Origin of the sequence: Methylobacterium sp. Leaf111, from assembly GCF_001423285.1 — a bacterium.
Lineage (GTDB): Bacteria > Pseudomonadota > Alphaproteobacteria > Rhizobiales > Beijerinckiaceae > Methylobacterium.
In genome coordinates this window covers 328298-342016 of the sequence record NZ_LMNE01000045.1, presented here as the reverse complement: position 1 = coordinate 342016, position 13719 = coordinate 328298, and the positions used below count along the sequence as shown (strand labels likewise).

The following is a 13719-nucleotide window of genomic DNA, read 5'->3' as shown; positions in this document are numbered from 1 at the left end:
CCCGTCGCCCAAGGCCGATCCCATGTTCCCGACCCTCGCCCCACCGGCGGGCTTCGACGCCACGCCCGACGGGCTGATGGCCTTCGCCCACCACCTCGCCAACAGCGTGCGCCCCCTGGCGCGCCGCCACTTCCGCACGCCGCTCGCCGTGGAGGCCAAGGCCGATGCGAGCCCCGTCACCGAGGCCGACCGCGGCATCGAGGCCCGCCTGCGGGCCGAGATCCGCCAGGCCTACCCGGCGCACGGCATCCTCGGCGAGGAGGAGGGCGGCGACTTCAGCCACGACCTGACCTGGGTGGTGGACCCCATCGACGGGACCCAGAGCTTCATCACCGGCATGCCGCTCTTCGGCACCCTGATCGCCCTGGTGCGGGGCGGGCGGCCGCTCCTCGGCCTGATCGACATGCCGGCCCTGGCCGAGCGCTGGCACGGCAACGGCAGCAGCGCCTGGTTCGGCGGCAAGCCGATCCGCACCAGCCGGCGCGCCCTCGCCGAGGCCCGGCTGTTCGCGACCTCCCCCGACCTGTTCCGGGGGGCCGACGCCGAGGCGTTCGCGGCCCTGAGCGCCGCCGTGGGCCTGCGCCGCTTCGGCGGCGACTGCTACGCCTACGGCCTCCTCGCCTCGGGCCATTGCGACCTCGTGGTCGAGGCCGGCCTCAAGGTCTACGACGTCATGGCCCTGGCCCCCGTGGTGGAGGGCGCCGGGGGCGTGATGACCGACTGGGCCGGTCGCCCGCTCACCCCGGATTTCGACGGCCGCGTCATCGCCGCCGCCAACCCGGAGCTGCACGCGGCGGCCCTGCGCCACCTGACGGGATTTGCCTGAGGCGCGGCGACCGGAAGGGCGGCGAATCCCGGGAGCGCCCCCTCCGCCTGGTCATCGGGGGGCCGGTTGCGACCCAAGCCGGTCGTTCACATCGTTGTCGGCGCTTCCTGTAAGCAGCCGTTCGTCGCCCTGAGGGCGACTTTGGTTCGAAGCGAAAAGCAGGCACCATAGCCCGGCGGAGGAGCAATCCCTCGGCGACCACTGAAGGCGCGTGTGTCATAAGGGGGCATGGCCCCTGAAATGTCCTCCGATAAGCCGAAGCGCGCGATCACGTCTTTCGGCGACTGCGAAAATTACGACCGCACGGTCTTCGACACGCTCGATGAGAGGTGTCACCGATCCAGCAAGAAGACGTCCGGGCGCAGCCATTGCCGCTTCGTACGGCGTCCGCTGGGCATGACACGGTGAGCGACGCGACAGCGTTCCTGGCTGGGGGCGGCGAGGCCGCGCGCCTCATCCGCGAGCGCGACTGGTCTGCCCATCCTCTCGGGCTACCCGAGACGTGGCCGCAAGCTTTCAAGACCGCGCTCTCGCTGGTCCTGAACTCGCCCGAGAGCATGATCCTGGCCTGGGGGCCGGACCTGCACTTCTTCTTCAACGACACCTATTCCCGCCTGCTTGGCCCCCGGGTGGCCTGGGCCACGGGCGAGCGTTTCGACAGAGTCTGGGCGGATGCCTGGGAACAGGCCAAGCCCATCATCGAAGACGCCTTCGCCGGGCGCAGCCACCGCTTCGAGGACCTTCCGTGGACGCTCGATACCGACCGGGGGGCGGCGGAGACGTGGTTCTCCTTCTCGTATTCACGGGTGCTCGACGCCGACGGCAGGATCGCGGGCCTGTTCATCTTCACCAACGAGACCACGCAGCGAGTGCTGGCCGACGCGGCGCTGAAGGACAGCCAAGAGAGCCTGGAACGGGCACTCGGCGAGGTGCGCAGCCTGAACGCGACCTTGGAGCGGCGCGTCGAGGAGCGCACGAACGAGCGAGACCTGATGTGGGACACCGCGCCCGACCTGATGCTCATCATCGACTTCGCGGGCGTCTTCCGGCGGGTCAACCCGGCATGGACCCGCCTTCTCGGCTACGAGCCGCACGAACTGGTCGGTCACCACGTCAACGAGTTCGTCCTGGCGGAGGACCACGTCGAGACGGTCGACGCCTATACCGAGGCGTCCGAGGGCGGGATGCCCCATATCGTCAACCGCTACCGGCACAAGGATGGCTCGACGCGCTGGATCTCATGGACCGCCGCCCCGGCCGGAACGCTGACCTACGCGACCGGACGTGACATCACCGAGGCCCGGGAAAGGCAGGCCGAGCTGGAGCAGGCCCAGGAGGCCCTCCGCCAATCCCAGAAGCTGGAAGCCGTCGGCCAGCTCACCGGCGGCGTCGCGCACGATTTCAACAACCTGCTGACGATCATCCGCTCGTCCGTGGACTTCCTTCGCCGACCGGACCTGCCAGAGGCGCGCAAGGATCGCTACCTGAACGCCGTCTCTGATACGGTTGAGCGCGCGGCCAAGCTGACCGGCCAGTTGCTCGCCTTCGCACGCCGGCAGGCCCTCAAGCCAGAGGTGTTCGACGTCGGCGAGAGGATGCGTGGGATCGCGGAAATGCTCGATACCGTGACGGGCGCACGCGTCCGCGTGGTCGCGGAGGTGCCCCACGCGCCATGCTTCGTCCGGGCGGATTTAAGTCAGTTCGAGACCGCACTCATCAACATGGCCGTCAACGCACGCGATGCCATGGACGCGGTAGGAACACTCACCCTGCGCCTCGGATGCCGGACAACCCTTCCCGTCATCCGCGGCCATGCCGGCTCGCGCAAAGCCTTCGCCGCGGTCTCCCTCGTCGACACGGGTTCAGGCATCCCCCCGGACCTGCTCAGCCGGATCTTCGAGCCGTTCTTCACCACCAAGGAGGTCGGCAAGGGCACCGGACTCGGCCTGTCGCAGGTATTCGGCTTTGCAAAGCAATCGGGCGGCGACATCGATGTGGCCAGCACGGTAGGGGAAGGCACAACCTTTACGCTCTACCTGCCGGAAGTCGAGCAAGAGGAGGTCCCGGCCCGTGTCCGCGGGCCCGACGGGGGCGTGACGCCTCATGGCACGGGGCAGCGCATCCTCGTTGTCGAGGACAACATCGGGGTCGGTCAGTTCGCGACCCAGATCCTTGAGGACCTGGGTTATCGTCCGACCTGGGCGGCCAACGCCGAGGAGGCGTTGGACCGATTGGGCGGCGACGGCGCCGGCTTCGACCTGGTGTTCACCGACGTGGTGATGCCAGGCATGGGTGGCGTAGAGCTCGCCAAGGCACTGCAGCGGCGGATACCGCACCTGCCGGTGGTCCTGGCATCCGGCTACAGCCACGTGCTGGTGCAGGAGGGCACGTACGGGTTCGAGCTACTGCAGAAACCGTATTCGGCGGTGCAACTGGGCGACGTCCTGCACCGGCTCCTCGGCTTCCGTGCGAGGGGTTCGGTCTAATCAGGCCCGGCCTCAGCTTGGTCGGTGCGTTCGAAACCCCACGATGTCCGCTTCGATGCACTTGCCGTCCGAAAGCAGACCGGCGGAAAGGCCATCCATTGCAGACGGCAGCCACAATGTTCCAATAGGTGTTGCTCGATGGAACGGATCCGCTTGAACACGGCCGCCGAAAACCTGTGATGGAAGTCCACTTTGGCACTTCCCTGATAAACCTTCGTTGAGTTTCGCATCGGACAATGACGGCGCCTGGAGTCATACGATGCCCTCAAACTGGAAGGTTTTCTGGTTTTATCCAATCGCCTTTGCATTTCAGATGCTCGTCAGGGCTTGCTATGGGCAAATCTACGCTGCAGGAACCGAATTCCTCTTGTTTTCGATAGGCTGGGTCCTGGTCTTCTTCACGTCCATCTGGCTCGATCGTCTTTTCGGGCGCGTTTCCACAGGCGAGACGGATCGGGAGAAGGACGTCATCCGCCGGTTTATCGAAGGCGACAGGGCCGGCACGCGCCGACGCGAGCTTTGAACGCGACGCATCAGGTCCGCACCCCCTCCTCAACGGCCGTTCACACGGTCACCCGCCGCAGCCGGATGCCGAGCACCGGCGCGTCACCCGTGATCGCCCAGTCCGCGATCCGCCGGCAGAGCGGACCACGCAGCCCGCGCCACCTGACGGGATTTGCCTGAAGCGCGCGGCGCAGCGGAAGGTCGGCGAAGGGTCGGCGGATTCCGGGAGCGCCCGCCTCCGCTGGACCATCGGGGGCAGGTTGCGACCTGGGGAAGCCGCAGAGACAGCCGCCGGCGCTTCCCGGACGCGGTCGTTCATGGGCTTTCGGCCAGTCCGGCGCGGGGCGGAAAGCGGACCCTCATGGAAGGGACGGGCGCGAGCCGAGGGCATCGAGAAGGCTGCGGAGGCCATCCAGTGCCGCAGCCGTGGAAGCTTCGCCGAACTGCGCGTTCACAGCCGCTCCGTCCAGGGCCAGAGTGGCGGCCCAGGCGATCTCGGCGCGACCCCTCGCGGTCGGGGGCAACAGCGCCGCAATCGCATCCCGCACCTCGTGCTTGTGCTGCGCCGCGATGCCGGCGAGTGGCAAGGCGGCCTCCCCCGCCTCCGCGACCGTGTTGGCGAAGGCGCACCCCCGGAAGTCGGCGAGGCCGAACCACGCTCGCGCGGCGTCGAGCACGGGCACCAGCGGTGCCTCCCTGCGCTCTGCCTCCGGCTGGGCGGCGCGGGCGGACGACAGCGCCGCGCGGAACCAAGCCATCCAGGTTACGTGCCGCCGCTCCAGATAAGCCCGGATCAAGACGTCCTTGGAGGGGAAGTGCCGATAGAAGGTCACCTTCGTCACCCCCGCCTCCGCGATGATCCGGTCGATGCCGGTGGCGCGGATGCCTTGTCTGTAGAACAGATCCTGTGCCGTCCGGAGGATGCGATCCCGGGCCGGGATGGGAGTGAATGCCGCGGTGCCTGGGTCTGATGTCATCCCGACCATGTAGATAGGCCGTCCTATGTGAGACAGTGTAGACAGACCTGTCTACATGAGGCCGCCGCGATGCCCGCACCCACTGCCGCTCTCCCCGCCCAAAAGCGGGATTCGGCCTCTGCCGTCTCCACCATCGGCCTCTTCGCCTTCGTGGTCCTGGCCTGGAGCCTCAACTGGGTCGTCATGAAGCTGGCTGTACGGGAGGTCACGCCGCTCTGGGCAGTCGCCATCCGCACTGCGCTGGCCGCTCTCGTCCTGTTCCCATCCCTGTTTGCGGCCCGACAGCTTGTCTTGCCGTCCCGGGCCGACCTGCCGGTCATCCTCGTGATCGCGCTCTTTCACATGGTCGCCTTCGCGAGCCTCATGACGGCGGGGCTCGTCTTCGTTCCGGCGAGCCGCGCCATCGTGCTGGGCTACACCACCCCGCTCTGGGTCGCGCCCGCCGCCTTCTTCTTCCTCGGCGAGCGCGTGTCCGCGCGGCAAGTCGCCGGCATCGCGGTCGGCATCGCCGGCCTGCTGGTGCTCTTCGAGCCGGGCAGCTTCGCGTGGGGGGACGCGGCGGTCCTTTTCGGGAACGGCTTGGTGATCGTGGCCGCGCTCTGCTGGTCGGTCAGCATCGTCTACACCCGGGCCCATCGCTGGGAGGCGACGCCGCTCCAGCTCATGCCCTGGCAATGCCTGCTCGCGACCATCGTCCTTGTGATCCTGGCGCTCACGGTCGAGGGTGCACCGCCGACGCGGATCGGGACGCCCGCGCTGCTGGCGCTCACCTACAACGGCGTCATCGGAACAGCGCTCGGGTTCTGGGCCATGACGGTCGTGAACCGGCGCGTGCCGGCGACCACCGCACCTCTCGGTGTTCTTGCGACGCCTGTCGTGGCGATCGGTCTGTCGGCTGTCATCCTGGCCGAAGGGCTGGATCCGCGGCTCGTCGTCGCGGCGCTCACCATCCTGGTCGGAATCGCGCTCGGTGCGAAAGGACGGGGATGAACCGGCGATTCCCGTTTTGGTGGGGGGACTCACTCAGCCGCCTGCGATGACACCGGCAACGCGGGCGACGGCGGCCGGATCGTTGCCGTCCGGGCAGTTACAGCCGGTTGCCACGCGCCGCGAGTTCGGGAGACGGCCGAACAGGCGTTGGACCCGGACGGGGCCCGCGGCAGCGATCTCGGCGGGCCGTCGCTCTCCGGTGTGGGAAGGGGTCGGGGTGAGGGGCGTGGCCCATCCGACGCGGTGCCGCACTTCACCCTGTCCCTCTCCCTCCCGGAGGGGACCCGCGCGTGCGAAGCGCCCGAGGAATCAACCGGCGAGGGTCATCACGCGGTGCCCTCGATCAGGCCGCGGATGCGGGTGGCGAGGGCTTCGAGCGCGAAGGGCTTGACCAGCACCTGCATGCCGGGGGCGAGGTGGCCGTGGTTGAGGGCGGCGTTCTCGGCGTAGCCGGTGATGAACAGAACCTTCAGGCCGGGCCGGGACACCAGGGCCGCCTCCGCCATCTGGCGGCCGTTCATGCCGCCGGGCAGGCCGACATCGGTGACGAGGAGGTCGATGCGCACATCGGATTGCAGCACCTTGAGGCCCGAGGCGCCGTCGGCCGCCTCGATGGCGGCGTAGCCGAGATCCTCCAGCACCTCGGTCACCAGCATCCGCACCGTGGGCTCGTCGTCCACCACCAGCACCGTCTCGCCGACCTTGGCCCGGGCCGCCTCCGACAGGTCCGGCACCGTCTCCACCCCCTCCGCCGCGCCGAGATGGCGCGGCAGGTAGATGCACACCATCGTGCCCGCGCCGGGCTCGGAGTAGATCCGCACCTGGCCGCCCGACTGCTTGGCGAAGCCGTAGATCATCGACAGGCCGAGGCCGGTGCCCTCGCCGAGGGGCTTCGTGGTGAAGAACGGATCGAAGGCCTTGGCGGCGACGTCGGGCGTCATGCCGGTCCCGTTGTCCGAGACGCAGAGGGCGACGTACTGGCCCGGCTCCAGGTCGCGCTCGCGCGCCGCGCGGGCATCGAGCCAGCGGTTGCCAGTCTCGACCACGATGCGGCCGCCGTCCGGCATGGCGTCACGGGCGTTGATGCAGAGGTTCAGGAGGGCGTTCTCGAGCTGGCTCGGGTCCACGAGGGTCGGCCACAGGCCGGCCGCGCCCACCACCTCGACCGACACCGCCGGTCCGACCGTGCGGCGCACCAGCTCCGCCATGCCCTCGACGAGGCGGTTCACGTCGGTGGGCTTCGGGGCCAGGGTCTGGCGGCGCGAGAAGGCGAGGAGGCGGTGCGTCAGGGCGGCGGCCCGGCGCGCCGCCCCCTGCGCGGCGCCGATGTAGCGCTCCAGGTCGCCGACCCGGCCCTGCAGCATGCGGGTCTGCATCAGCTCGAGGGACCCGACGATGCCCGCCAGCATGTTGTTGAAGTCGTGGGCGAGGCCGCCCGTGAGCTGGCCCACCGCCTCCATCTTCTGCGATTGGCGCAGGGCCTCCTCGGCCCGCATCAGCTCGGCCGTGCGCTCGGCGACCCGCTGCTCCAGGGTCTCGTTGAGGCTGCGCAGCTGCTCGGTGACCCGCGCCCGCTCGGCCTCGCCGGCCCGGCGCTCCTCCACGTCGATGAGCACGCCGGGAAAGCGCAGCGGGGTGCCGTCGGGGCCGTGGTCGACGCGGCCGTTCGCCTCGAGCCAGTAGTAGCGGCCGTCCACCCGCCGGGTGCGGTACTGGTGCGCGTAGGCGCCGCCCCGGGCGATGGCGGCCTGGATGGCCTCGGCGAGGCCGGCGCGGTCGTCCGGGTGCACGGTCTCCACCACCTGGGCGAGGCTCAGGCCCTCGCGCCCGGCGGCGGGATCGAGGCCGAAGCTGCGGGCGAAGGCCTCGTCGACGCTGAAGCGGTCGGTGGGCAGGTCCCAGAGCCAGGTGCCGATGATCGCCCCGGCGGCCAGGGCGAGCTGCACCCGCTCGATGTTCTCCCGGGCCAGGGCCTCGCTGGCGCGCAGGGCGTCCTCCGCCCGGCGGCGGGCCGAGATGTCCCGGAACAGCACCGAGACCTGGCGCCGGCTCGCCGGCTCGATCCGGGCGGCGGAGACCTCGATGTGACGGCCGGCCAGGGGAAAGGCGCGCTCGAACCGGATCGCGGTCCCGGTGCGCAGGACGCCGCCGTAGAGCTCGAGCCAGCCCTCGGCCTCCGCCGGCGCGAGGTCGCGCAGGGTGCGGCCGACGATGTCCGGGATGCCGGTGTGGCGCTCGTAGCCGGCATTGGCCTCGACGTGGACGTAGTCGCTCAAGGGGCCGTGCGGCCCGTCGAAGAACTCGATGATGCAGAAACCGTCGTCGACGGCCTCGAACAGGGCGCGGTAGCGCGCCTCGCTGGTGGCCAGGGCGTCGCGGGCGGAGCGCGCCTCGGTGACGTCCCGGGCGACGCCGGAGAACCGCAGCGGGCGCCCCGCGGCATCGCGCTCGATCTCGCCCCGGCGGGCGATCCAGCGGCGTTCGCCGGTGTCGGGCCGGCGAATGCGGTACTCGACGTCCCGGGGCGGCTCGCCCCGCCGGCGGCTCTCCGCCGTAGAGACGAGGTGCGAGTCGTCCGGGATGACCAGGCGCTCGAAGACCGAGGCCGGATAGGTCGCGGCCACGGGCAGCCCGTAGAGGCGGCAGAATTCCGGGGTCGGGTGCAGGATGCCGTCGTCGATGCCCACCGAGAACACGCCGATGCCGCCGGCCTCCTGGGCGCGGCGCAGGCGCATCTCCGCGTTCTGCAGGGCGTCCCCGGCCCGGTGCTCCGCGGTGCGGTCGCTCACGACCTTGACGTAGCCGATGTGCCGGCCGTCGCCGTCCCGCAGGGGCATCATCTCGCCCGAGGCCCAGAAGCGCGTGCCGTCGGCGCGCAGGTGCCAGCGCTCGTCCTCGGCGCGGCCCTGCTCCAGGGCGAGGCGCATCTCGATCCCGGGCCGGTCGATCGCGCGATCCTCGGGGGTGAACAGGCAGGCGATGCCGCGGCCGCGGATGGCGGCGGCGGGCCAGCCGAAGAGGCGGGCGGCGCCGGCATTCCAGTCGGTCACCACCCCGTCGCGATCCGTGCCCAGGATGGCGAAGCGCGTCGTGCTGTCGAGGATCGCCTGCCGGTGCGGGATCGGGTCGGCCTCCGGCCCGGCCTCATCCGGCCCGATGCCCGGCCCTTCGGCGGAGCGGCGGGCCTCGGCCCGCAGGCGCGCGGCCTCCCGCTCCAGCTCCGCGGCGCGGCGCAGGCGCGCGTCGGTCTCGGGCTGGCTCATGCCGGGACGTCCTCCTTCCGGGGTGTCGATCAGGGGCGACGGGTCTCGGCAAGGGCGGTAGAGGCGCCGCCCGCCCGGGTCAAACGGAGGCGGCGCGGCCCCGCGGCGCAGAACGGCGAGAGCCGGCCCCGCGGCAGCGGAACCGGCCCTCGATCCGGGCTTCGCGGTCCAGCCCGAATCGTAGGTGGGACCGCCGGTCAGACCTTGACGAAGTTGATGGCCGCGAGGGGGCCGAAGGGCAGTTCCGCCAGCGGGCCGCCGGTGTCGAGGGCGCCGAGGTCGACGGGGAAGAACCGCATGGCCTCAATCAGCGCGCGGATCTCGGCCTTCGCGGCCGCATCGTCGCCGGAATAGAACAGTACGCGCTGACCGCCGGAGAGTCGGGGCTGGGGCAGGGCGTTGACGTCGAGGTGATTGAAGGCCTTGACCACGCGTGCGCCGGGGACGAGGGCACGGATCAGGCTGCTCGACGCGCGGCCGCCGAGATCGACGGCCTTGATGCCGTAGGCGGCCAGCGGGTTGGCCGGATCGTTCGCGGCGGGCGAATTCGGGTCGAGGAACTCGACCGGGTTGGTGCCATCGACCACGATGCGGTTGTTCCAGGCCGGCAGGCGGCTCAGCACCGTCTCGGTGTCGGTCCAGCGCAGCGCGACGAAGACGATGTCGGCGCTGGCCGCCTCCGCGACGGTGCCCGCCGTGATCGAGGGACCGAGTTCCGCGACGAGGGCCGCCAGCGAGGCCGGCCCCCGACTGTTCGCCACCGTGGCGGCGATGCCGTTGCGAGCCAGTGCCCGCGCCAAGTTCGAGCCGAGGCCGCCGGAACCAAGGATACCGATGCTCATGGTGTCGCTCCTGTCATGAAGGGGGTTGCTGCCGGGGGCTTTGCGTCTTCGAGCCGTCCGCGCCCCGGTGGCGAACGATCCGCATTCAATGCCGGCCGCATCCGTCTTAAATGTTGCTATGTCGACGACGCGATTACACTTTAGGGTAAAAAACGATCACCAGGAGAGGGGGATCGTGAACTTGCCGAGGCGCGCCACCTCGGCGGCGATGTCGGCGATGGTGACGGTCGCCAACTCGTCCTCCAAGGCCTGCCGGGCCCGCCCGAGGATCGGGCTGAGGGCGGCCTGGATCTGTCCGCCTACCGCGCAGGCCTCGCAGGGCGGGGTCCGGTGCAGGGTGAACAGCGCCGTATCCTCCACCGCGCCGTAGACGTCGAGGAGGCGGATGCGTTCGGCCGGTCGGGCCAGCAACGCGCCGCCGCCCGCCCCCATCTGCGAACGGGTCAGCCCCGCCTCGCCGAGGCGGGACAGAAGCCCCCGGATCACCACCGCGCCCGTGTTGACGGAATAGGCGAGATCCTCGGACCGGAGCGGCTTGCCGCCGCTCACCGCCAGGGCGGCGAGGATGTGGACGGCGACGGCGAAGCGGGTGGTGGTGGGCATGATCGATTTCGCTTGTGTGTCGATGACAATACGACACATCTCGCGCCTGTCAACCGGGTTCCCGCGCATCGTCGCGCCGTCGCTGGCCGAGGCCCCTCGGAGCATCACACGGGTGAGGGGCGCCGGATCAAGCCGGGTCGGGCGGGCCCTCGCCCTTGCCCACGAAGGGGATGCCCTCGATCGGGCATTCCGGGGTGCCGACGCTCGGCCGAGTGATCGCCCGCACGGCCTCGCGGGTGGCATCGGGGTCCTCGATCCAGCGGCGGTAGAAGTCGTAGGGGCATTCCGACAGGCCGTGCCGGTTCTCCTTCGAGGCGATCATGCCGGTGTAGCCGCGATGCAGCAGCTTGAAGAGGTGGTTCTCCGATTGCCCGTGGGCGCGGGCATCGCGGATCAAGAACTTCGACAGGGCGGCGTACTGGATGCCCATCTCCTCCTCGCCGCACTCGCCCAGCGTCCGCCCGTCGAAGCCGATGATCGCCGAGTGGCCGAAGTAGCTGTAGACCCCGTCGAAGCCGGCGGCATTGGCCACCGCCACGTAGGTGTTGTTGGCGAACGCCATCGCCTTCGACATCAGGACCTGCTGCTCTTTCGCCGGATACATGTAGCCCTGGCAGCGGACGATGAGCTCGGCGCCCCGCATGGCGCAGTCGCGCCAGATCTCCGGGTAGTTGCCGTCGTCGCAGATGATGAGGCTGATCTTCAGGCCCTTGGGGCCGTCGGAGACGTAGGTCCGGTCGCCCGGATACCAGCCCTCAATCGGCGTCCAGGGCATGATCTTGCGATACTTCTGCACGATCTCGCCCTGGTCGTTCATCAGGATGAGGGTGTTGTAGGGCGCCTTGTTCGGGTGCTCCTCGTGGCGCTCGCCCGTGAGGGAGAACACGCCCCAGACCTTCGCCTTGCGGCAGGCGGCGGCGAAGATGTCGGTCTCCGGCCCCGGGACCGTGGTGGCGGTCTCGTACATCTCGGCCGCGTCGTACATGATCCCGTGGGTCGAGTATTCGGGGAAGATCACCAGGTCCATGCCGGGCAGGCCGGACTTCATGCCGACCACCATGTCGGCGATCTTGGACGCGTTCTCCAGGACCTCGTCCCGCGTGTGCAGGCGGGGCATCTTGTAGTTCACGACGGCGACGCCGACGCTGTCCTGGCTCGACGAAATGTCTCCGTGCATCATGGCGCGATCCTCCGGTTTCGAGACGTGGCGCGTGCCGCGGTGTTTGGCGGCACGCGTGGGGGGAGACGGGGTCCCCCGGGCCCCTAGCCCGGCGCGAGGCCGAGGAGGGTTCCGAGGGGAACCACGAGGGTGAAGCCGCCATAGACGCCGTCCTTCGGCCGCCGGGCGGTGTAGGGGTTCCAGAACGAGTTCGGATTGACGACGTACTGGACCACGGGCTCGAGGATCACGCCGGCCCCGACGTCGATGTGGGCGTTGGCCTCGAAGATGAACTTGTCCCGCGAGAACGGCGCGCCCGAGCCGCCCGAGATGAAGTTCGCATCCGCCAGGAAGTCGGCGTAGTTGGCGTTGATCCGCTGCCAGTTGGCCTTCAGACCGTAGGTGTCGTTGGGCCGGGACTGGTCGGGCGACTGCAGAAGGATTCCGGCGAAGGAATTGAACCGGATCGGGATCGTCGGGTCGAAGGCGTAGCCGGTGCCGGTATAGACCGAGACCGAGGCCGGGTGCGGGTTGGCGGCCTCCGCGCCCCCGTCGGCCCGCCAGACCGTCTGCGAGGCGGTCAGCACCACGCCGGAGGTGCCGGATTTCTGCAGGGCCGGATCGCCGGGGAACAGACCCTTGGAGCGGCCGAGCGCCGTCTTGAAGTTATCCTCGTGATCGGCGGTGTTGTAGAAGCCGGTGAGCGAGACGCGCCCCGGATAGGCCTCCTGGGAGAAGTCGGTCTTGCGGCCGATCTCGGTCATCACCACCGCGCCGGCCAGGCGCTCGTAGCCGAAATCATAGCCCGACAGCCCGTTGGTGTTGGGGTTCACGCTGAAGGCGCCGGCCTGGACGTAGGTGGTCGGCGAGAGCTTGTAGGCGACGTTGGCGCCCCAGACCCCGTAGAGCGGCGAGGTGAAGCCGGCGTTGAAGTAGAACATGTCCTGGAAGCAGGAATTGATCGAGTTGCACGGTGGAAGGCCGTAGTACCGGTCCGGATGGGTGCGGCCGACCTCGACCACGAGGCGGTCGTCGAGCAGCTTCTGCTGGTAGGTGAACAGCGACAGCCGGGCGAAGTTGGGGTTGAACGGCGGCTGGTAGCCCACCGTGGTGTCGCCGATGTCGGCGGCCATGTTGAGGTTGCGCACCAGGCCGAAGAAGGTCTGGGTGAAGTTGATCGTCCCGCCCGAGATGCCGGCGATCTTCTGCATGTCGGCCGTCATCGACAGGACGAAATAGGCCGAGTTCGACTGCTCGCCGGGCCGCAGACCCATGGTCGGGTTGGCCTGGTAGAAGTCGTAGACGTTGACGTCGAAGGTCAGGCCGCGGGCCGCCATCTCGGTGGCCCAGGGCGCGAGCGGGCCGACCCGGACAGGGTCCTTCGGCTTGTCGGCGATGGCCGGGTCGGTGCGCGGCTGCGTCTGGTCGTTGAACTGGCCCACCGGCGAGGCCGTCTGCGCCAGGGCCGGCCCGTCCACCAGGACGCCGGCGGACGCGACCGCCGCCGACAGGAGCGCGCCCCGGGCCGCCCCCCATCCCATCCGGCGCCTCGGCACCGGTCCCCGTTCGAATCTCTGGATCATCGTACCACCCCACGCTCCAGCATCGATCCCGCCTCGGACCCATCCCATCCACTTCAGCTGTGGAATTATATCTCGATAGGCCCAGACACTGTGCAGATCTGCTGTCGGGTAATACTTTGCAATTGCAGTGCCAGTGCTTAATTTAGTGGCTAATCATCCAGGGGCGCGCCGATGGAAAGCTTTTGGCGGCCGGCGTTGCTTGCGTTTTGGTCTTCGCCGACCCGCTGCAGCAGCCGCAGCCGGCGCCGTGCCCCGAAACCTTGCGGGGGGCATGACGGCTGCGCTCGTTGGTGGCGTGCGCCTTGCGCAATCCCGCATCCATGGAGGCGAGGTTCGGCGCGGTGAGGAAGGCGCGGCCGCAGGCGGTCCCGCAATCCGGGCAGTCGTGGGGATCGCGGAACTCGGCCATCGGGCGCAGCACCGTGAACGGGCCGCAGCCCTCGCAGGCGTAATCGTAGACGGGCATGGGGACCTCTCGGTGCTGTC

The 13719-nt window shown here is 69.5% G+C and carries 11 protein-coding genes; 4 read left to right on the top strand and 7 right to left on the bottom strand.

Annotation, left to right across the window (positions count from 1 at the left end; translation table 11 throughout):
• Positions 1–22: 22 nt before the first annotated feature.
• The 3 genes from ASF41_RS18375 to ASF41_RS18365 all read left to right on the top strand — a co-directional run bounded on the left by ASF41_RS18375 (position 23) and on the right by ASF41_RS18365 (position 3835).
• On the top strand, positions 23–826 hold the full coding sequence (locus ASF41_RS18375) for an inositol monophosphatase family protein (protein ID WP_056221413.1): 804 nt from the start codon (positions 23–25) through the stop codon (positions 824–826).
• Between the two features lie 557 nt (positions 827–1383).
• Entirely contained in the window at positions 1384–3312 is a 1929-nt protein-coding gene (locus tag ASF41_RS18370; RefSeq protein WP_156653383.1) for a PAS domain-containing sensor histidine kinase, read from the top strand.
• Positions 3313–3571: 259 nt separating this feature from the next.
• A complete protein-coding gene (locus ASF41_RS18365) occupies positions 3572–3835 on the top strand; it encodes a hypothetical protein (RefSeq protein ID WP_056495699.1) in 264 nt (87 codons plus the stop codon).
• Between the two features lie 340 nt (positions 3836–4175).
• Here the strand turns inward: ASF41_RS18365 and ASF41_RS18360 are convergent, their stop codons facing one another.
• Entirely contained in the window at positions 4176–4802 is a 627-nt protein-coding gene (locus ASF41_RS18360) for a TetR/AcrR family transcriptional regulator (RefSeq protein WP_200941290.1), read from the bottom strand.
• A 60-nt stretch (positions 4803–4862) separates the two neighbouring features.
• On the opposite strand from ASF41_RS18360, the gene ASF41_RS18355 reads away from it, so the two are divergent.
• Positions 4863–5783 (top strand): DMT family transporter, encoded by a 921-nt coding sequence (locus tag ASF41_RS18355; protein ID WP_056495694.1) that lies wholly within the window; start codon positions 4863–4865, stop codon positions 5781–5783.
• Between the two features lie 326 nt (positions 5784–6109).
• Here the strand turns inward: ASF41_RS18355 and ASF41_RS18350 are convergent, their stop codons facing one another.
• The 6 genes from ASF41_RS18350 to ASF41_RS18325 all read right to left on the bottom strand — a co-directional run bounded on the left by ASF41_RS18350 (position 6110) and on the right by ASF41_RS18325 (position 13699).
• Entirely contained in the window at positions 6110–9046 is a 2937-nt protein-coding gene (locus ASF41_RS18350) for a PAS domain S-box protein (protein WP_082504666.1), read from the bottom strand.
• Between the two features lie 197 nt (positions 9047–9243).
• The gene (locus tag ASF41_RS18345) at positions 9244–9888 is read right to left on the bottom strand and encodes an NADPH-dependent F420 reductase (RefSeq protein WP_056495691.1); all 645 of its coding nucleotides are present in this window, start codon (positions 9886–9888) and stop codon (positions 9244–9246) included.
• Between the two features lie 156 nt (positions 9889–10044).
• A complete protein-coding gene (locus tag ASF41_RS18340) occupies positions 10045–10491 on the bottom strand; it encodes an Rrf2 family transcriptional regulator (RefSeq protein ID WP_056274360.1) in 447 nt (148 codons plus the stop codon).
• Positions 10492–10618: 127 nt separating this feature from the next.
• Positions 10619–11671, bottom strand: a complete 1053-nt coding sequence (locus tag ASF41_RS18335) for an aliphatic amidase (protein ID WP_056350156.1) — start codon at positions 11669–11671, stop codon at positions 10619–10621.
• Between the two features lie 83 nt (positions 11672–11754).
• Positions 11755–13191 carry a carbohydrate porin gene (locus ASF41_RS18330; protein ID WP_156648047.1) on the bottom strand — a complete coding sequence of 479 codons (1437 nt, stop codon included), beginning with the start codon at positions 13189–13191 and terminating at the stop codon, positions 11755–11757.
• 184 nt (positions 13192–13375) lie between these two features.
• The gene (locus tag ASF41_RS18325) at positions 13376–13699 is read right to left on the bottom strand and encodes an FmdB family zinc ribbon protein (protein WP_056221483.1); all 324 of its coding nucleotides are present in this window, start codon (positions 13697–13699) and stop codon (positions 13376–13378) included.
• Positions 13700–13719 lie beyond the last annotated feature (20 nt).